General features: G+C 60.7%; 16 protein-coding genes and 1 pseudogene. 3 read left to right on the top strand and 14 right to left on the bottom strand.

Annotation, left to right across the window (positions count from 1 at the left end):
* Positions 1 to 260 precede the first annotated feature (260 nt).
* Entirely contained in the window at positions 261 to 1,016 is a 756-nt protein-coding gene (locus tag NB311A_RS18785; protein WP_165475280.1) for a PRC-barrel domain-containing protein, read from the top strand.
* A 148-nt stretch (positions 1,017 to 1,164) separates the two neighbouring features.
* On the opposite strand, the gene NB311A_RS18780 is transcribed toward NB311A_RS18785, so the two are convergent.
* From NB311A_RS18780 to NB311A_RS21640, 3 genes are all read right to left on the bottom strand, one after another.
* Positions 1,165 to 1,992, bottom strand: coding sequence for a LysM domain-containing protein (locus tag NB311A_RS18780; RefSeq protein ID WP_009800293.1), 828 nt, complete (start codon positions 1,990 to 1,992; stop codon positions 1,165 to 1,167).
* Between the two features lie 550 nt (positions 1,993 to 2,542).
* Complete coding sequence (locus tag NB311A_RS18775) at positions 2,543 to 4,765, bottom strand: ATP-dependent RecD-like DNA helicase (protein ID WP_009800292.1); 2,223 nt, start codon at positions 4,763 to 4,765, stop codon at positions 2,543 to 2,545.
* 7 nt (positions 4,766 to 4,772) lie between these two features.
* A complete protein-coding gene (locus tag NB311A_RS21640) occupies positions 4,773 to 5,132 on the bottom strand; it encodes a hypothetical protein (RefSeq protein WP_165475278.1) in 360 nt (119 codons plus the stop codon).
* Between NB311A_RS21640 and NB311A_RS18765 the strand changes: the two genes are divergently transcribed.
* Positions 5,131 to 5,781, top strand: coding sequence for a thermonuclease family protein (locus NB311A_RS18765; RefSeq protein ID WP_009800290.1), 651 nt, complete (start codon positions 5,131 to 5,133; stop codon positions 5,779 to 5,781). The genes NB311A_RS21640 and NB311A_RS18765 overlap by 2 nt on opposite strands.
* 21 nt (positions 5,782 to 5,802) lie before the next feature.
* Here NB311A_RS18765 and NB311A_RS18760 read toward each other — a convergent pair whose 3' ends face one another.
* The 7 genes and pseudogenes from NB311A_RS18760 to NB311A_RS23275 form a co-directional block, all read right to left on the bottom strand.
* Positions 5,803 to 6,456, bottom strand: a complete 654-nt coding sequence (locus tag NB311A_RS18760; RefSeq protein ID WP_009800289.1) for a hypothetical protein — start codon at positions 6,454 to 6,456, stop codon at positions 5,803 to 5,805.
* Positions 6,457 to 6,540: 84 nt separating this feature from the next.
* Complete coding sequence (locus NB311A_RS18755) at positions 6,541 to 6,945, bottom strand: hypothetical protein (protein WP_009800288.1); 405 nt, start codon at positions 6,943 to 6,945, stop codon at positions 6,541 to 6,543.
* Positions 6,942 to 7,310 (bottom strand): hypothetical protein, encoded by a 369-nt coding sequence (locus NB311A_RS18750; protein ID WP_009800287.1) that lies wholly within the window; start codon positions 7,308 to 7,310, stop codon positions 6,942 to 6,944. Before NB311A_RS18750 ends, NB311A_RS18755 begins: the two co-directional genes overlap by 4 nt.
* Positions 7,301 to 7,633, bottom strand: coding sequence for a transposase (locus tag NB311A_RS18745; protein WP_009800286.1), 333 nt, complete (start codon positions 7,631 to 7,633; stop codon positions 7,301 to 7,303). The genes NB311A_RS18750 and NB311A_RS18745 overlap by 10 nt, the downstream gene beginning before the upstream one ends.
* A 331-nt stretch (positions 7,634 to 7,964) precedes the next feature.
* A complete protein-coding gene (locus NB311A_RS18740; protein WP_009800285.1) occupies positions 7,965 to 8,630 on the bottom strand; it encodes a hypothetical protein in 666 nt (221 codons plus the stop codon).
* 3 nt (positions 8,631 to 8,633) lie between these two features.
* On the bottom strand, positions 8,634 to 9,401 hold the full coding sequence (locus NB311A_RS18735) for an agmatine deiminase family protein (RefSeq protein WP_083780521.1): 768 nt from the start codon (positions 9,399 to 9,401) through the stop codon (positions 8,634 to 8,636).
* 29 nt (positions 9,402 to 9,430) lie between these two features.
* Positions 9,431 to 9,742, bottom strand: a pseudogene (locus NB311A_RS23275) (agmatine deiminase family protein); the annotation flags it as partial.
* A gap of 251 nt (positions 9,743 to 9,993) precedes the next feature.
* Between NB311A_RS23275 and NB311A_RS22955 the strand changes: the two are divergent.
* Positions 9,994 to 10,227 (top strand): DUF421 domain-containing protein, encoded by a 234-nt coding sequence (locus NB311A_RS22955; protein ID WP_083780519.1) that lies wholly within the window; start codon positions 9,994 to 9,996, stop codon positions 10,225 to 10,227.
* A gap of 289 nt (positions 10,228 to 10,516) precedes the next feature.
* On the opposite strand, the gene NB311A_RS18725 is transcribed toward NB311A_RS22955, so the two are convergent.
* From NB311A_RS18725 to tnpB, 4 genes are all read right to left on the bottom strand, one after another.
* A complete protein-coding gene (locus NB311A_RS18725) occupies positions 10,517 to 13,669 on the bottom strand; it encodes an efflux RND transporter permease subunit (RefSeq protein WP_009800282.1) in 3,153 nt (1,050 codons plus the stop codon).
* 23 nt (positions 13,670 to 13,692) lie between these two features.
* Entirely contained in the window at positions 13,693 to 14,880 is a 1,188-nt protein-coding gene (locus NB311A_RS18720) for an efflux RND transporter periplasmic adaptor subunit (protein ID WP_009800281.1), read from the bottom strand.
* 555 nt (positions 14,881 to 15,435) lie between these two features.
* On the bottom strand, positions 15,436 to 16,977 hold the full coding sequence (locus NB311A_RS18715; protein WP_009800280.1) for an IS66 family transposase: 1,542 nt from the start codon (positions 16,975 to 16,977) through the stop codon (positions 15,436 to 15,438).
* 71 nt (positions 16,978 to 17,048) lie between these two features.
* A partial coding sequence (gene tnpB / locus NB311A_RS18710; RefSeq protein ID WP_009800279.1) for an IS66 family insertion sequence element accessory protein TnpB occupies positions 17,049 to 17,407 on the bottom strand: 359 nt, incomplete at its 5' end.

The following is a 17,407-nucleotide window of genomic DNA, read 5'->3' as shown; positions in this document are numbered from 1 at the left end:
GACGTCGGCCGGTGGCGTCGGAACGAGGCGCGGAGCTGGTATTTCTCCAAGCTGCGGGGGCAGTGAAGGGGATGTCGGTGAGCGTGGTAAATGCCGGAATTGTTACGCCTTGCGGCGGCGCGAGGCGAGTTGCGCGCGAAGATTGAGCCTGACCGCTGTGCCGTCCCAGACCACGGCAGCCAGACAGCTCGATTCGATCGGAATCTGTTTTTGGCGAATGCGGATGCTCACGATCGCATGGAGTTGAGGAGTTTGAGACGGTGGACGTGCAGGAACCTCACAGGTCCGTGGCGCATTATTGCTCACCTGCAAGCATCTTTGGGAGTGCTCCGGTGGCGAAACTTAAGGGAATCGTCTTGTGCATGATTGCAGCCGTGATCGGCTTTGCGTCGCCGCCCGCGGTCGCGCAGCCGAAGGAGATGAAAGCAGATAAGCTGGTGGCGGAGACACTTTACAACGGAATCTGCGCATCCAGCATCCTGGAAAGCCGAGTATTCTCGAAAAAAGGCGGGTACCTGGGGCAGGTTCGCAATATCGTTCTTGCCGACGATGGCTCGGTAAAGGCTCTCATCGCCGAGCAAGCCGGTATCGGCACCACGCTCGAATTTGTATTCCGCATTCCCTGGGACAGCGTGGTACAGCCGGCCCGACCAGGTGCTTTGATCGCGGATCTGTCAGACGCGCGCTCGGATCAGTTCGGCCTTTTTGCTCAAGAACCCAAGGAGGGAGCCGAGTTTCTCATCAGCGAGGTGATTGGCGACTATGCGCGCCTTCAGACCGGCCTCGGCTATGGCTACGTGAAGGACGTCGTGCTCGCTCCTCCGGGGCAAATGGTGGCGGTACTGATAGCTCGTGATGCTCGGACGGGCATCGGAACGGTGGCGTTTCCATATCCGGGACGCACCGGTCGCTGGAGTCCCGAAATGAGCTACTATGGTCTTCCGTTCGTGACCTTGGAACAAGCTGACGCCGCCGCGACGAAGGTGAATCCGAAGCACTTCGAAACAGCGCAATGATTTGGCGCCGAAGCATTCAAGCGACCGGGCTCGCAACCTAGCTGCCCAGCAGAGGGGCGCGATGCACATGGCGCTCATTTTTGATCGCGCTTCTCCAACACATCGAAGGTTGCAGAGCGAACAGCGATGTTGCCCTCCGGGAGGGCGATCACGAACAGGAAGTCGAGCTGGGGTCGGCCCACGTCGGCAGCTGAACAGTAAACTGCAGCGTCCCTTCCGTGCTGGTGCGAGCAGACTCGATGATCTGGTAGTCGCTCCCGGGCGAGCCACCGGCAATCTCAACACGCTTACCAGAAGGTAGCCCAATTACGGATAAAGTCACCGGAGTGCCGGCGGCCCCTTTCCTGACCGACAGCGACACCTGCGCTTCGACCTTCTCCATGCCTGGAATGTTCAGGCGCTGCCCGAGTTTGCGAACCCGCTGGTGCAGATCCGGATTCTGCTGGATAAATTCCTCGAGAGATTGGCTGGCCGTCTCGGTTGCTCGTTCGATCGAACGTCCGGCATCTTGGGCGTAAGATTTCAAACGAGCAAAGAGCGAATCCGCGGCCTCGCGGGCCTTGGCGGCCGCTTCGCCGGCAGAGGGCGCCGCCAGGATCAGATTCATGCCTGCCCGCAGATCTTTGGAACCTTCGATTTTTGGGTTCAGGTCAAGAATTCTGGCTTCCGTGGTCTGACAGCGCTCGGCGAGGTCACTTAGCGTTTCGTCTTCCTCCACCTGAATCGTGCTGCCGCACTGGCCAAAAGCGGTCCCAGTGAGCGCAATAGTCGCCGCGACAAACAGCGTGATCCCTACCATTTGCGGGCTCTCGGGCGGCCGGGTAAATGGATAGACGAGCATTGGTGCGTTTCCCGTTATGCCATCGTTGGCCAACCAGTCATAAATCCAGAAGTTCCCGATGGATCCTTCGGCCGCCGCCTCATGGTGCAGGCCGGGCCGCGCAGTAGCTTTGCCGTCGTTGTAAACCTGAGGCACGTTGATCCCGCAGCGCCGTTAAAAGCGGCACGATCTCTCGCGCAGGCCAAGCTTGATTGACGCACGGTGGTTTCAAAACATAGCTCTTTTTACGCTAACGAGGCGCCAGGTTAGGTCCCCCGCCGCCGCACCCCGCGCGTCATTCTGCTCTCGCTATTCCTCGGGCCGCATCCGGGGTTCGGACGTGGTATTTGCGCAAAAGTGGAGAAGGTTCGAACCCAGTTTCTCTCCCTCCGCCACTATCAAATTGCGAACCCCCTAAATGCTGCTCTGAGCGTCCAAATTCCTTTTGGTTTCAAAGGAGTTTATCAGGAGCGACCAAACTTCGGAGACTGCCGGAATGCCGTTTTCCGGTCTCAGAATGGCTTTCGTCTCAGATCGACCAAACCTCGACCGATTTGGTTTGGTTGAAAAAGATGGCGTTGTTTCAATAACTTGCAGTTTTCAGACTGCGCCCGAGTTGTAATGGGAGTCGCCACCAGCCAGCCTAAAAGAGACACCCGAGGTGGGCGTTTTGGCGCGTGGTGCAGCGAAAAGCCCACGGACAAGATCACTGCGAAGCATTCGATGAAAGTCGACGATCTTCATGATGTTGGCCCGCCATCAACCACTCGCCCAACTTCGACCAGCGCCGCCGACCTGAGACGTTCTTCACCGCGATGGCGACGGCCTTCTTCTGCCCGACCAGCACCACCAGCTTCTTGCCGCGCGTGACGCCGGTGTAGAGGAGATTGCGCTGAAGCATGGCGTAGTGCTGCGTCATGATCGGAATGACGACGGCCGGATATTCCGAGCCCTGCGCCTTGTGGATCGTCGCCGCGTAGGCCGGCACGACGGTGTCGAGCTCGCCGAAGTCGAAGCTGACGGTGCGGCCGTCGAAATCGATGGCGACTTCGCCCTCATCCGGGTCGACGGCCGTGATCATGCCGATGTCGCCGTTGTAGACTTCCTTATCGTAGTCGTTCTCAATCTGCATCACCTTGTCGCCCGGTGCAAAGGTCCAGCCGAACCGCTCGACCTTGTTTTCGCCCGCCGGGTTGAGAGCAGCCTGGAGTTCAATATTGAGCGAACGGGCACCAACACCGCCGCGGTTCATCGGACACAGGACCTGAATGTCCCTGATCGGATCGAAGCCGAAGCGGCGCGGGATCCGATGGCGCACCAGCTCGACGATGCGCGGCACGGCCTGTTCGGGGTCCGCAGCCGGCACGAAATAGAAGTCTGATTCTCCGTCAGGAGGCAGAAGGTCCGGCAGGCGCCCCTCGTTGATCTGGTGGGCGCTGGTGATAATCCGGCTTTGCGCGGCCTGGCGGAACACCTCCGTCAGCCGTACGACCGGAATGACGCCAGAGCCGATGATGTCGGCGAGAACCTGTCCCGGTCCGACCGACGGCAATTGATCGATATCACCCACGATCAGCAGGGCTGCTGAACTGGGCACCGCCTTCAGGAGCGACTGCATCAACGAGACGTCGACCATCGAGCTTTCGTCGATGACGAGCAAATCGCAGTCGAGCGGATTATCGTCGGTGCGTTTGAATCCGAAGGTCTTGGGACCGAACTCGAGCAGGCGGTGGATGGTCCGGGCGTCCCGACCGGTCGCCTCGGTCATGCGCTTGGCGGCGCGGCCGGTCGGCGCGCAGAGCAGAAGCTTTGTGTCCTTCGCTGCCAGGATGCGCAGGATCGAATTGACGATGGTAGTCTTGCCGACACCGGGGCCGCCGGTGATGACCAGAACCTTCGAGCGCAGCGCCAGCCGGATCGCTTCGGCTTGGCTGGCGGCAAGTGTGAGGCCGGTCTTCTGCTCGATCCACGGCAGGGCACGATCGGCATCGATCTCGGGCCATGGCCGCGCCCCGCCACCCAGCCGCGCCAGATGCTCCGCGATGGCGCGTTCCGCCAGGTAGAGGCCGGTCAGGAACAGGCATTCGGTATCGCCAACACGGTCCGCTGTGACGGTCCCTTCTTCGAGCTCGAGCCGTATGGCGGCATCGATGAGATCGATCGGGACTTCCAGCAATTTCCCGGCAAGCCCCGTCAGGTCGCCTCGTGGCAGTCCGCAATGGCCGTCGTTCATCGCCTCGGTTAGCGCAAAAGAAATCCCGGCACGCACACGGATCATGGCGGTCTTCTCGATGCCAAGCTTTTCCGCAATGAGATCAGCGGTGCGAAAGCCAATGCCCCGGATATCCCTGGCCAGCCGATAGGGGTTCTCGCTCATCACCTGCACGGCGTCGGTGCCGTAGGTCTTGAAGATCCGCACCGCGCGCGCCGTGCCCACACCATGCTGGTGCAGGAAGACCATGATCTCCCGAATGACCTTCTGGTCAGCCCAGCCCGAGATGATCCGGGCTGCCCGGATCGGCCCGATCCCTTCCACCTCTCGCAGGCGTTCCGGGGTTTCTTCGATAATGTCGAACACGTCTTTGCCGAACTGCTTGACGAGGCGTTTCGCATAGACCGCTCCGATGCCGCGGATCATGCCGGAGCCCAGATACTTCTCGATGCCTTCGATGCTGGAGGGCGCCGAGGTCTTGAGAAAATGAGCCTTGAACTGCAGTCCGTGGGTGCGGTCGTTGATCCAGACGCCCGAAGCAGTGATCCATTCACCCGCCGAGATCGTTGCCGCGTGACCGACCGTCGTTACGAGATCACGCAGCCCCCGCGCCTTGACGCGCAAGACGCAGAAGCCGTTCTCGGAATTGTGGAACGTGACCCGCTCGACAAGACCTGCGAGAAGCTCTCGTCCCTGATCCTGGTGTGCCTGGTTCATGTCAACTTCAGATCAGAGCAGCTATGCCAATACGATCATGAGGGTCGGTCATCGACATGCTCGAAGGCTCCTTGCAGTCACCGCCGCCACCTTTGCCCCAATGAAGGAAAGCCTGGCGATCGCCGGAAAAGCGGGCTCGGGCAGCGGCCCTCTGTGCATCGTAATAGGTTTTAGCGGGGTCGCGCTCGATCAATTGACGTGCATTATCCTGGAATAAACGTCTCAATTGCCGCCGTCTTTCAATCCATCCTGAAACAGCGGACAATACGCCCATGGTTATTCGCTCCGCCCTTGCTTCCCTGACTGTCATTACAACGCTGCTTGCAGGCCCGACGACTGCGCCGGCAGCAACGACAATAACAGGCATGGCGAGGATTTCCGATGGAGATACGATTACGGTGGAGGGCGCGAGGATCCGGCTGAATGGTATCGACGCGCCGGAGACGGACCAGACTTGTATCAACAAGACTGGCGAAAATTACGCCTGCGGCATTGCCGCGCGTGATGCACTGACCGGGTTGATCCACGGCCGCGCAATTATCTGCAGCGGCGACGAGATCGACCTCTATGGCCGACACATCATGACCTGCTCTGCCGGCCAGATGGACATTAACGCCGCAATGGTGGCCAGCGGCTGGGCGCTCGCTTTCAGGCGCTACTCGAACATCTATGCCAACCAGGAACAGACCGCTCGTTCCCGGCAGGCTGGACTGTGGTCTGGTGCATTCATTGCGCCATGGGACTGGCGCCATCGCGGTCCGCAGACAGAGATACTCGGTGCGTTATCGGTCCCGATCGATGCACAGCAGCGTCTCTTGCCGAAACCACTAGCGTCCGTGAGTCCAATAACCGGCTGCCGGATCAAGGGCAACATCAGCCGTAACGGCACTCGCATCTATCACATGCCGGGCCAGCACGATTACGACAGAACCCGGATCACCGAGACCAAGGGCGAGCGGTGGTTCTGTAGCGAGGACGAGGCGCAGGCGGCGGGGTGGCGCCGGGCACGAAATTAATGCGGTCGCCGCGGAACAGCGTCAATGTAATGTCGTCGGCGGGAATCGATCTGCGTTCTTCATCATCCGCCGACGCGCGCGGGCGCAATCAAGAACGACGATATTGATCTCTTTTTCCATGATCAATGTCAGCTCACGGATATGTCTGATCGTCTGGTCAAGGTTACTTCTGTCGGCGGGCTTGGCCTTATTCTTGGTCAGTTCATAAATGCCAGCCATCATCGCGCGGATTTCACCAAGGTTTCCGAGTGCCGCATTGGCTTTCTCAGGCAGATCGATTCTGTCCTGACCGTCGAACAAGCCCTCAACGAAGCCATCAAGTTCCTGACGACGGAGCAGTGCGAGGTCAGCAATGTCCTGGCGCGTTGATCCCGGCGCCATGCGGGTCAGACGGAACGGATCGTTGCGCTTCTGATGTCGTGTCAGCGAATTCCACAACCCGTTGACCAGGGTGCCGATCAACTCATTGACGTCGTCCATACGCTCAAATTCGGGCAGCTCGCCGCCCCATAGGTCTTTGACAAGTTGCAATGGCGAGGTGGATAGCGCTGGCGTGGCGATGTTACCCAGGAAGCGGGTGCGCACCTCATGGTATTGCACGGGGCAGACGTATTTCTCGAGCAATTGCCGAATGTGATCTTCGTCCGCTACTGACAACTTCGGCTTCGAAGCCACGGCGTCCCCTCTATCTTTCAGCTCCCATACAGCAATCAAGCCGCTGTTGTGGTTCTGTGAGAGTTGCCGGAAGCGCCTTATCGGTCAATGGGTGGCAGACGATTCCGAATCAGAGCCGAACACCCTCTCCATCTGTTGCGTCCACGGCAGATCGGGAACGGCCATCAGATCGTTGAGCGCCAGCGCTGGTGGCTGGCGATGAATGACCAGCCTTTCCAGGACGTTAGGCGATAGATACGCAAGCCACATCATCCGTCCAACATACTGGTCGGTTACCCTTTCGGCCATAGCGATATTATGGAGGGTCGATACCTCGCCACGCTCGAGCTTGCGCCGCCAGTTCCAGGCGCGGGCGATGGCGCGCAACACATGCGGATCCTGCGCCCGTGCGCCGGCAGACTGTATATCGGCAGGCGGCAAGATTTTCGGGCGACCATTCTTCTTGCGAATGGTGAGTGGGATGACCACGCGGATGGTGTTGTCCGTCATGCTGCGTCCTTTTTCATCTGCGGTGCCATCATCTGTCGTGCCAGCGAGCCGATGCCCTCATTACGCAGATCGATGGCGATACCGCCCACGCCGACCGTGACGCGAGCTACCAGAAGCTGGACGATTCGCGCCTGCTCGGCTGGAAACAGCGACGCCCACAGCTTGTCGAACTCACCGAGCGAAGCAATGACCGCCTTGTCGTTAATGCCCGGCATGTCGGATTTGAGGGCGGCAAGCACCTGAGCGCGGACTTCCGGCGTCGCAATCATGCGGCGGATTTCGCCGATGACGGCATCCTCGACCATGCCGGCGGCAAGACGCTGCGGCCCTGCGACATCTGTTGCCCGGTTTCGGATCAGATCCATCGAGGTGTAATAGCGATAGAGCCTGCTAACCGCTCTTCCACAACCAGCGGCGCGAAGCTCGTTGCCGGAGATTCGCGCGACGGCAAGGCGCCTCTCTGTCGAAAACGTCGGCGCCAGTCGTAAATCTGCCAGCGCGTCGCCCCATGCTTGCGCGCCACCTCCGACACCTGGGCCCCAGGCAATAAACTCTCGGCAACGATCCGAGCCCGCTCAGCTTCCGAACGTACGCGGCGCCCCGTCGGTCCCTCAAGCACTTCAAGCCGGCTGACTGTCCCAATCAATGAGCCGTCCAAATGGACGCCCTTTTTGCCGTCCAACACCATCCCAAACCTCCGTCCTACCCGGAGGATTCTTCGCACGTTCGATTCTAACCCGATACAAGGGGATCAACTGAGCGCTTCCGGACAATCCCGCCGCTACCGTGGAATAATTTTGCACCGCCACTCTCACCGGAATTGTGAAAGGACAGGACAGCGCGGGTCGGAAGCAAAATCTTGTTCAAATTACTGTTCTTTGTTCGACCGCGACCGAACTTGTTCTCTGCCTGTGGGCAGGTACAATCGAGTGGAACGGCCGCGGGAGAACCTGGAGGGTCTTCGGGAAGTCCGAATTCGCTCAACAATTGCCTTCCGTACCAAATGCATTGATGAAATCTCAGGTGTCGCTTATCGCTTCCATTGCCAACTTGTGCTGGTTCGTTTGCCAGATGGCGATCCGTAGGGGCTTCAATCTGAAATCTTGAGCCGTTGGTTCATTCAATTTGGGTCGAAGTCCTATGCGAGGCCCTTTGAAGAGCGCTTCAGCGTGATGGCTGCATGGCACAAGCTGCAACAGGCCCGTCGGATCGTCGATACGTTTGGTGTGAATGTCTTGGATCATCTTCCGCTCGTTATCCTGCCATTTGTTTCCCTTGCGTGCGAACGGATGACGATTTCCGCGAACAATTCGCTGAAACACCCACCTCTGCTCCTTGTCCAGTTCTCTGATAAGCAACCCTCCAAATACGCCATGGTCCTCCGATCCGCAGGTTATGTCGATCCCTGAGTAAGTCGGGGCACGACAACCATCGCCATGAACGTACCAAGTGCCAGTTTTTAGTTGAGCAGGTCGTTGATGTGTGTAGGGATCGCGCCAGAAATTGAAATCCTTGAAATATAGATAAAGTTCGAGCGCGGTAATCCGCCATTCGCAATTCCCGCGAACGAGGTTATGGCCGAACATAATGGAGCGCGCGTATTCAATGAATCGATTGACGACTTCTTGAGGATCGTTGGCGCCTTTGAATCCCTTCGCGCGCAATGCGACGGCAATATTTCCCATGGCTCAATATCCTCCCTTTGAAATGCCGCTTGAACCACGTGGGATCGGCTGCGTCAGGCAGCGAATGCCTCCACCCCCCGACGCAATGTGATCAATGCGAAGCATAATGACCCGGTGTTCCGGAAAGGCGCTCTGCAAAGACTCGCGCGCGGCCTGGTCGCGCTCGCGATCACCAAAGCAACCTGTAATAACGGCGCCATTGGAAACATAGGCGTTGAGATAGCAGGGTGCCCAATAGTTCCCGCGATATTTCCAGTGGCGCTTGCGTGGTGAACGGATGCGTTCGACCTGCATATTGCGCCCTTGCGCGTCCAGGCTCTGTTGGAGAATGCGTGTATCGTGCGCACGCCACATCGGGGGCTCGACCTGCTCATCCTCCACGCTCTCCACAAGCAGGCGCCCTGACGACGTGAACAGGACGTAGCCGTCGACGTGACCGGAGGTGATTGGCTCACAGGGCTCACCCTCCAGCCAGATGACTTTGGAAATTCCAAAGGATCGGAGGGCTTCGCAGATGCGGGATTGACGGCTTGGGCCGGCGCAGGGTGGATTACGGTTGGGATTGAGCAGGCAACTGCGCGTCGTCACGAGCGTCCCCTGACCGTCGGTGATCAAGGCGCCGCCTTCCGCAACGAAGGGCGCCTGCAGTCGCGGGATATCGAGGATCGCAGACAGGACCATGCTGAAGCTGCCGACGGTGCCTTGCGCGTTGCCGCGGGTCGGGCTGCTGCGGAGCTCGGCCGCGCCCCAGTCCCTGGGGTTCCAGTCAATCGCGACGAGCTCCTGGCCCGAAGTGCAAAGGTCGGAGCGCTATCGCGCATCCACATGTCGGCGACCGGGGCCTCGATGATCTCGACCTGGCAGCCCTGGAAGCGCGCTCGCGCGTCCGCAAGGCATTCAGGCGACGTCAGCAGCCACACGGGCTCGAATTCCGAGATGGTCCGGATGACGATGGCCAGATCGTCTTTTACTCGCGTGGTCCAGTCCTGCCATTCGGGCGGGACCGCCCAGGCCATGAGGCACGCGGCATGGGGTTCCCATTCCGCAGGGATGCGAATGTCATCCTGATTATTCAATTCAATATTAACTTGAGAATTTGTACTAATGATCATGCGAATACATTTACGCGAATAGGGTATTAACGTCAAATTATACTGTTAATCGGCGCCGAACTTGACCCCGTGAACTATGAGCCACAATTCCTTGTCGCAGTTGACATAACCCGCTCCGGGGTGGGGTCAACACCGGCGCCTATCGTGACCCCACTCCGCCGACGCTTTCTTAATTTCCTTCAGGACGTTACTGCTCATCCTTCCAGCGAAGTGACCTCGGCGCCGATTCACACGTCGCGCTTGCGCAAGCGGTGAATTACTTGTGTTGGAGATACAAACGCGCTTCCCGCCTCTTGGAAGGAACGCCGAAGGTTCTCGTGCGCCACGGCCGATGCTTGCAGCAGGCGATGCGCAGCGAACGGGTGACAATATCGGAGCTGACGGAGGCGATGCGAGCCGAAGGATGCGCCAATATCACCGATATCCGATACGCCATTCTCGAAAATGACGGGAATATATCGATCATCAAGCGCGAAGAGGCGTAACCTATCCCTCAGCCGGATGCTACGAATTTAAGTGAGCGAGTCAAATGTAAACGGCTGCGGAACAAAGCCTCTTATGTTTCGGCGTGAGTCTCGTCCGTGATCTGCAAGGGGTGCCATCATCCAGCTCAACGAAATCAATGGGCCGAAGGGGTCCCCATGATGCTGATGGTCATTTTGGACGAGCATTCACATTCTGACCGCGTCTCGCTCGCCCGCTTCTGACCGTACTTCCGGCAGAGCTGCCGCTCTCCTTCCGTAGCGACCGGTCCCTAGGATGGCCCAAGCCGGCCTATTCGCCCGGCTGGGCTCGCTCTCCAGCCTCTCGGCGGCTTTCCTTTTCTCGGCCGAGCAACCGCTCGGCGGCGACGTAAAAGGTCGGGGTAATGAAGAGAGTGATCAGCGTCGCCACCAGGAGACCGCCTATCACCGCCGTGCCCATTGACAACCGGGCGTTCGCGCCTGCCCCGCTCGCGATGGCGAGTGGCACGGCGCCGAGGATGAAGGCGAAGGAGGTCATCAGAATCGGGCGCAGCCGCAGCCGAGCCGCATCCTGGGCAGCCCTCAGCGAGTTTTCCCCCTGGTTCCGGCGCAGGTCCTCCGCGAAGGCGACGAGGAGGATCGCGTTCTTGGCCGCGAGCCCGACGAGAAGCAGGAGCCCAACCTGCCCGAAGATGTCGAGCGGAAGATCCCGCAGAGCCAGGAAGCCGATCGCCCCGAAAATCGCTAACGGTGTCGCGAGCAGAATGACGAAGGGTAGGCGAACCGATTCGTACTGCCCGGCGAGCAGCAGGAAGATCATCAGAACGCCCAGGCCGAAGATCAGCGGTGCGTAGCCGCCGGCGATCTTCTCCTGATATGCGACCTCGGTCCACGCGACTGCGTAGTTTGAGGGCAGCTTCTCGGCGATCCGCTCGATCTCAGCGATCACCGTTCCGGAGCTCGCCCCTGGCGCCGTGTCGACCGCGACCTCGATCGCTGGATAGGTGTTGTACGACAGGACCGCGGTCGGCCCGCTGACGAAGCGGGCCTGGATAACGGAGCCAAGCCGCACCGGCTTCCCCTGATTGTTGAGCACGGTCAGGCGCTCTAGGTCTTCCATGGTGCGCCGGCCGCTCGCCTCGCTTTGTACGTAGACTTGGTAGACGTAGCCGAATCGATTGAAGAGGTTAACGAAGGACGAGCCGACGTAGGTGCCGAGCGCGTCGAACAGGCGCTGGAGAGGCACGCCTAACTGCTCCGCCTTCGCCCGGTCGATCTCGAGGTGGAGCTGAGGGACGCCGTAGGTTGTCGTCGGCAAGGCATGGCTGACGGAAGGCAGCTTGGTCACCTCCTCGAGGAAGCGGTTGGCAGCCTGGGCGAGCTGAATCCCGCCGGTGCCGCTGCGATCCTGAAACTCCAGGGTCAGACCGCCGATGGAGCCGAGGCCCGGCAGCGGCGAAGGATTGAGGATGCGCAGCTGCCCGTCAGGGTCGTATTTAAAGCGGGCGCTCATCTCGGCGATGATCTCGTCGGCTGACTTGTCCCGCTGACCCCATGGCTTCAGGGTCGGGATCTGGAAGCCGTAGAAGGGCGCCACCGTGTCGGAAAGGATGCCTCGGCCGGAGACGCCGATCGTGTGCTCGACCGCGTCGAGCTCGCGGAAGGCGGCACCGACTCGCTCCACCATGGCGTGCGTGCGGTCGACGGAGGCGCCCTTCGGCATTGCGATGTCGGCGAAGAAGTAGCCCTGGTCCTCGTCGGGTACGAAGGCGGAGGGACGCTGCATCGTCATCCAGACGGTGAGGCCAGCAAAGGCCACGAAGACGAGCCCGAGGGCGACGAGGTGGCGGCTGAGGAAGCCGATCGCCGCGACGATGCCACCTGTCGCTCGATCCAGACCCAGGTTAAACCCGCGCAATGGCGCGCGCCACCACGAGCGGGATCGCTCCGCCTCCTCCGCCCGGGGCTTCAGGATCAGCCCGCAGAGCGCAGGCGTGAGGGTCAGGGAGACCACGGCTGAGATCAGAACCGAGATCGCAATAGTGAGGGCGAATTGGTTGTAAAGCTGGCCGGTCAACCCGGGGATGAAGGCGACGGGAACAAACAGAGCGGCGAGAACCAGGGTGGTCGCGATGACGGGCCCGGCCACCTCCTCCACCGCCTCGCGCGAAGCAGCCTTCGGCTCGGCGCCTTCCTCCATGAGCCTCTCGGTGTTCTCGACGACGATGATCGCGTCATCGACGACGAGGCCCACCGCCAGCACCAGGCCGAGCAGACTTAGGGTGTTGAAGGAGAAGCCCAGAAGCGCCATCGGACCGAACGTGCCGACTAGCGCCACGGGCACCGCGATCGCTGGTATGAGTGTCGCGCGCCAGTTCTGTAGGAATAGGTAGGTGACGATCACCACGAGGATCAGCGCCTCGAAGAGAGTGCGCACTACCTCCCCGATCGCCTCTCGCACGAATTCGGTCCGGTCGAGGGCGATGCGGTAGGTCAGGCCCGGCGGGAAACGTTTGGCAAGCTCCTTCATGGTGGCGCGCGCGCCCTCCATCACCTCCACGGCATTGGCGTCGGGGTTCTGGTATATTCCGAGCGTCGCCGAGGGCCGGCCGTCGAAGCTCGACCTGACGCCGTACTGCTCGGAGCCGAGTTCGACTCGGGCGACGTCGCGCACTCGCACCACCGAGCCGTCGGGATTGGCGCGCAGCAGGATATTGGCGAATTCCTCGGGCTTGAGCAGGCGCCCCTGCGTGACGAGCTGCAGCTCAAAGGCGGTAGATTCGTTCAGCGGCTGCTTGCCGAGAACGCCGGTCGTGATCTGCGCGTTCTGCTGCTCGATCGCCGAGGTGATGGTCGAGGGGCTGATCGCCAGCGCCTCCATCTTCACCGGGTCGAGCCAGATGCGCATGGCGTAGCGCATGTTGGAAAAGTTCACGATCCGCCCCATCCCATCGACCCGGCGCAGCGGCTTGATCACCTGCGTCTCGGCCCAGTTCGAGAGGAACAGCTCGTCGTAGTTAGCACCGTCCTCAGCGTAGAGGACGATATTGCCGAGGCGCTGCCGCGAGCTCTTCGTGATCTCAAGGCCTTGCGCCCGGACAGCCGCCGGCAACTTGGCCTCCGCGCGGCTGGCGCGGGTGAGCACCTCGGCAGCCGCCGCGTTCAGATCTGATCCAACCGCGAAGGTGGCGTCGATGCTGACGCTGCCATCGGTGCTGCTCACCGAGTTGATGTAGAGAAGGTGCGGTGCGCCGTTCACCTCCTGCTCGATTGGAATGGCGATGGCCTCGTACGACTGCTGGGCGCTGGCGCCGGGGTACGTCGCCTGGATGTTGATGACCGGCGGCGCGATCTCGGGAAACTGTGCAACCGGAAGGGTCAGACCGGCGACGACTCCGATCAGCGTGATCAACACCGAGATGACGCCCGCGAGGATCGGGCGGTCGACGAAACGCGCGAACATGCGGCGAGTGGCCCCCACCCTTGTCAGTTCTGGGCCTCTTTGGTCCGGCCGGGCAAAATAGAGATTGCCTCGCTACTCACCGGACCGCCTGCCTCTTGGACGGCAACCCTCAAGCCTTGGCGCATTTCCTGAAGATGGTCGACGACGATACGCTCGCCGCCGGACAAGCCGGCGACGATCGCCGTGCTGTCACCAAAGACGCCGTCCGTCGTGACGGATCTTTGCTGCACCCTGCCATCCGCGTCCACCACGTGCACGATCTGCTGGGCAAGCTGCGCCGAGAGGGCAATCGTCGGCACGAGGAGCTTGCGCTCAGTGCCCGTTCGGATCTGCGCGCGAACAAACTGGCCGGGGAGAAAGCGTTCATCGGAATTGGCGATGCTCGCCCGCACAAGCCGCCGGTCAGTGCGGGGGTCAAAGCGGTTGTCGAGTTGGTAAACCTCGGCCTCGCGGACAGGCTCGCCTTTGTCGTCGAGGATGGTCACGGTAGCTCTGCCCTGCGTCATGGCCCTGCGAAGGGCCTCGGAGTCGTCTGACGAGAGCGCCATCTGTACGTCGATCGGATCGAGCTGAACCACCGAGACGAGGGCGGTCTGGTTTTCGGTGACGAGGTCGCCGACATTGATTTGCGAAAGGCTCGCCCGGCCCTCGAAAGGGGCATTCACAGCGGCGAAGTCGAGGTTGAGATTCTGGCGGGAAATCATAGCTTCGGCCTCATGGAGGCGGGCCGCTGCCGCGGCGTGGTTCGCTTGGAGCTGCTGAAGGCGTTGCTCAGTGGCGAAGCCCTTACCGGCGAGCGTCTTGGTGCGGTGGACCTCGGCTTGGGCGAATTCGAGCTGAGCTTTCGCCTGCTCCTGCTGGGCCTTGGCTGCCTGAAGGGCGACCTCGAAGGGCCGCGGGTCGATTCGGAACAGGAGCTGACCCTTCCTGACGTGGCTACCCGGCTGGAAGGGCCTGTCCATCACCACACCCGTCACTCGCGCCTGAAGCAGGGCGTCCGCCTCCGCGACAATGGTGCCCGTGTAAGTGAAGGCGATCGGCACCTCGCGCGTCTCTGCAATTGCCACCTTGACCTTGATCTCGGGTTCTCCCGGCTTCTCGAGTGCCTCGTCGGCCTTCCCATTGAAGTAATCGGCCATTTTCGCGGGCAACGAGGCGCTGGCGGCGTACCAGCCGCCCGCCGCCAGCGCGAGGGCGATGACGCCCGTCATACCGTATCGAAGCCCTGCCCGCACTCTCTCGCTCCATTTTCACGAGGTCTCGCCAGGCCGCCAACCTGCCGCATCACCGAGGGAACTCGCAGAGGGCCGGAACGATACCCATCCGCAAGTCAAACTCAAGCGTTGTTGCAGTGGCAGGCGCTCGGCCGGTTGTCGTAAGGACGCCTACTGGCTAAGGGCCGGATGCGAGTGTTGATTTCCACCGAGAAACTGGCCCGAGAGTGAGCGGTTTTTCCATTGAAAAGTGGCCAATGTTTGAACCCACTCGTGCTGGTTAATCGCCGGGAAACTCGTCGCTCCGTCGGCGATGTGCAACAATGAACGCCTTGAGCGAAATGCCTTGCGCTTGACGTTGATTCAAGTCGCTACGTGTCCATGCCTCGTGATGCGCCCGCCAAAAATCCTCGCCTTGACATCTCCACCCTCGATGTTCGCGCGTCATGCTGATTGAAGACAGGAACAGATCGGGGTCGCTAACGATCGAACAAGGGTGCGAGAAATGGACGCTTACCATTGAAAGTAAGCGTCTATTCCTGACACGTCATCTTAGTTGAGGATAGTTGCCGGGCGCCAGTTCCATGGCAAGAGCTGATCGAGCCGGCTCATGGGATGACCTGCCGACATGCGTTCAAGGATGTCCTTGAGATAGGTGAAGGGCTCGACGTCATTTAGCTTTGCCGTGGTGATGAGGGAGCAGACTGTGGCCCAGCGCTGAGCCCCGCCATCTGATCCGGCGAACAGGTGGTTCTTTCGTCCGAGCGTGACCGGACGAATGGCGCGTTCGACGGTGTTGGTGTCGAGCTCGATGCGGCCGTCATTGAGGAAGCAGCAAAGAGCATCCCAGCGGCTTAGGGCATAGCGAGTGGCATCGGCGAGCCCGCCGCGCGGCGGGATTTGGGCGAGTTGCATTTCGAGCCATGCTTTCATCGCCGTGACCAGAGGCAACGACTTTGATCGACGCATGCTTTGCCGTGCTTCCGCGGTCTGGCCGCGGATGGCGGCCTCGATCACGTAAAGCTCGGCGACGCGTCGCAGCGCTTCGGTCGCGACAGGCGAGGCGGTCGCCTGCTGCACCTCGTAGAACTTCCGCCTGGCGTGAGCCCAACAAGCTGCGAGCTGGATGGTGCCGCCGTCGCGAAGCCGATCGAACCCGGGATAACCGTCGACCTGAACGATGCCGCTGAAGTTGGCCAGATGAGCAGCGGGACGCTCAGCCTTGCGATCCGGACTGTAGAGATAGACCGCGGCTGGCGGATCCGGTCCGTTCCAAGGCCGGTCATCGCGGGCGTACACCCACAACCGGCCAGTTTTGGTGCGGCCGCGGCCGGGATCGAGTACCGGGATAGGCGTGTCGTCGGCGAACAGTTTCTGCGATGCAAAGATGTGTTCAGCGAGCTTGGATTGAAGGGGCTCCAGCCACCAGCAGGCGCCGCCGATCCAGTTCGCCAAGGTCGAGCGGTCCAACGTGACGCCCTGCCGGGCGAAGATCTGGCTCTGCCTGTAAAGCGGGAGGTGATCGCAGTATTTGGAGACCAGAACATGGGAGAGCAGAGCCGGGGAGGCCAGCCCTTTGGCGATCGGCCGCTCTGGTGCTGGCGCTTGATGGATAGTCCCGCAGGCCCGACAGCCATAGCGCGGCCGGCAGATTCGGATGACCCGCAGCCGCGCCGGTACATGGTCGAGCATCTCGCTCGTCGTTTCGCCGATCAGGTGCAGTATGCCGCCGCAACACGGGCAGGTTTGATGCTCAACATCGAGCCTGACATCCTCGCGGGGCAAGTGCACCGGCAGGCTCGGGCGCTCGCTTTGGGGCCTCGGGGGACGGCTCTCGGCTGGCGGAGGCGGAAGGCTAGTTTCGACGTGCGCAAGATCGGCGTTGAGGTCTTCGAAGCCGAGTTGCAACTGCTCGTCATCGAGCCGCTCAGCCCGGCGGCCGTACTGGTTGCGCTGCAGCCTCTTGATGATGAGATTGAGCCGTTCGATCTCGGCCTTCGCCTTGCTGAGGCTGATGCGCTCGGCTACAAGCGAACGCACCAGCTTTTGCAGCGTCTCCACGTCGTCGGGCAGTGCGGCGAGATCGACGTTCATACGAGAAGAATCTAACTGACTCGCACCGTTCTCGCCGCATTTCTTGCATCATCGAGTCAATCGGTCGCAGATCATCCGGCAATTGCCGGACGCCAGCGTTGCTCAGGCGCGCGCCAATCGACACCTTCGATCAGCAGCGACAGCTGTGCTGAGGTCAACGACAGCGTTTCGCCAGGCGCAATGCTCGGCGGCCACAGAAAGACACCATGCTCGAGCCGTTTTGTGAACAGGCAGAAGCCGGTGCCATCCCAGTAGATGATCTTGATAAGGTTGGCCCTGGTGCGACCTCGGAAGACAAACAGATGTCCGGTAAATGGATCCTGGTGCAGGACGCCTTGCACCAGCATCGCGAGACCGTCGATGCCTTTGCGCATATCGATGTAGCCCAGAGCCAGGTGCACCTTTACGTTTGGAGGAAGCAAGGCCGTCA

This window comes from Nitrobacter sp. Nb-311A, assembly GCF_000152905.1.
Taxonomy (GTDB): domain Bacteria; phylum Pseudomonadota; class Alphaproteobacteria; order Rhizobiales; family Xanthobacteraceae; genus Nitrobacter.
Note: the sequence above shows the minus strand (reverse complement) of the source record. Positions and strands in the feature narration are given on the sequence as shown.

Bases quoted from the DNA above. Each gene is read 5' to 3' on its own strand.
- NB311A_RS18720 (WP_009800281.1), bottom strand. From the start codon at position 14,880: ATGACGGGCGTCATCGCCCTCGCGCTGGCGGCGGGCGGCTGGTACGCC.
- NB311A_RS18775 (WP_009800292.1), bottom strand. From the start codon at position 4,765: ATGAACCAGGCACACCAGGATCAGGGACGAGAGCTTCTCGCAGGTCTT.
- NB311A_RS21640 (WP_165475278.1), bottom strand. From the start codon at position 5,132: ATGCCTGTTATTGTCGTTGCTGCCGGCGCAGTCGTCGGGCCTGCAAGC.
- NB311A_RS18740 (WP_009800285.1), bottom strand. From the start codon at position 8,630: ATGGGAAATATTGCCGTCGCATTGCGCGCGAAGGGATTCAAAGGCGCC.
- NB311A_RS18725 (WP_009800282.1), bottom strand. From the start codon at position 13,669: ATGTTCGCGCGTTTCGTCGACCGCCCGATCCTCGCGGGCGTCATCTCG.
- NB311A_RS18765 (WP_009800290.1), top strand. From the start codon at position 5,131: ATGGCGAGGATTTCCGATGGAGATACGATTACGGTGGAGGGCGCGAGG.
- NB311A_RS18755 (WP_009800288.1), bottom strand. From the start codon at position 6,945: ATGACGGACAACACCATCCGCGTGGTCATCCCACTCACCATTCGCAAG.
- NB311A_RS18715 (WP_009800280.1), bottom strand. From the start codon at position 16,977: ATGAACGTCGATCTCGCCGCACTGCCCGACGACGTGGAGACGCTGCAA.
- NB311A_RS18745 (WP_009800286.1), bottom strand. From the start codon at position 7,633: ATGGTGTTGGACGGCAAAAAGGGCGTCCATTTGGACGGCTCATTGATT.
- NB311A_RS18750 (WP_009800287.1), bottom strand. From the start codon at position 7,310: ATGGATCTGATCCGAAACCGGGCAACAGATGTCGCAGGGCCGCAGCGT.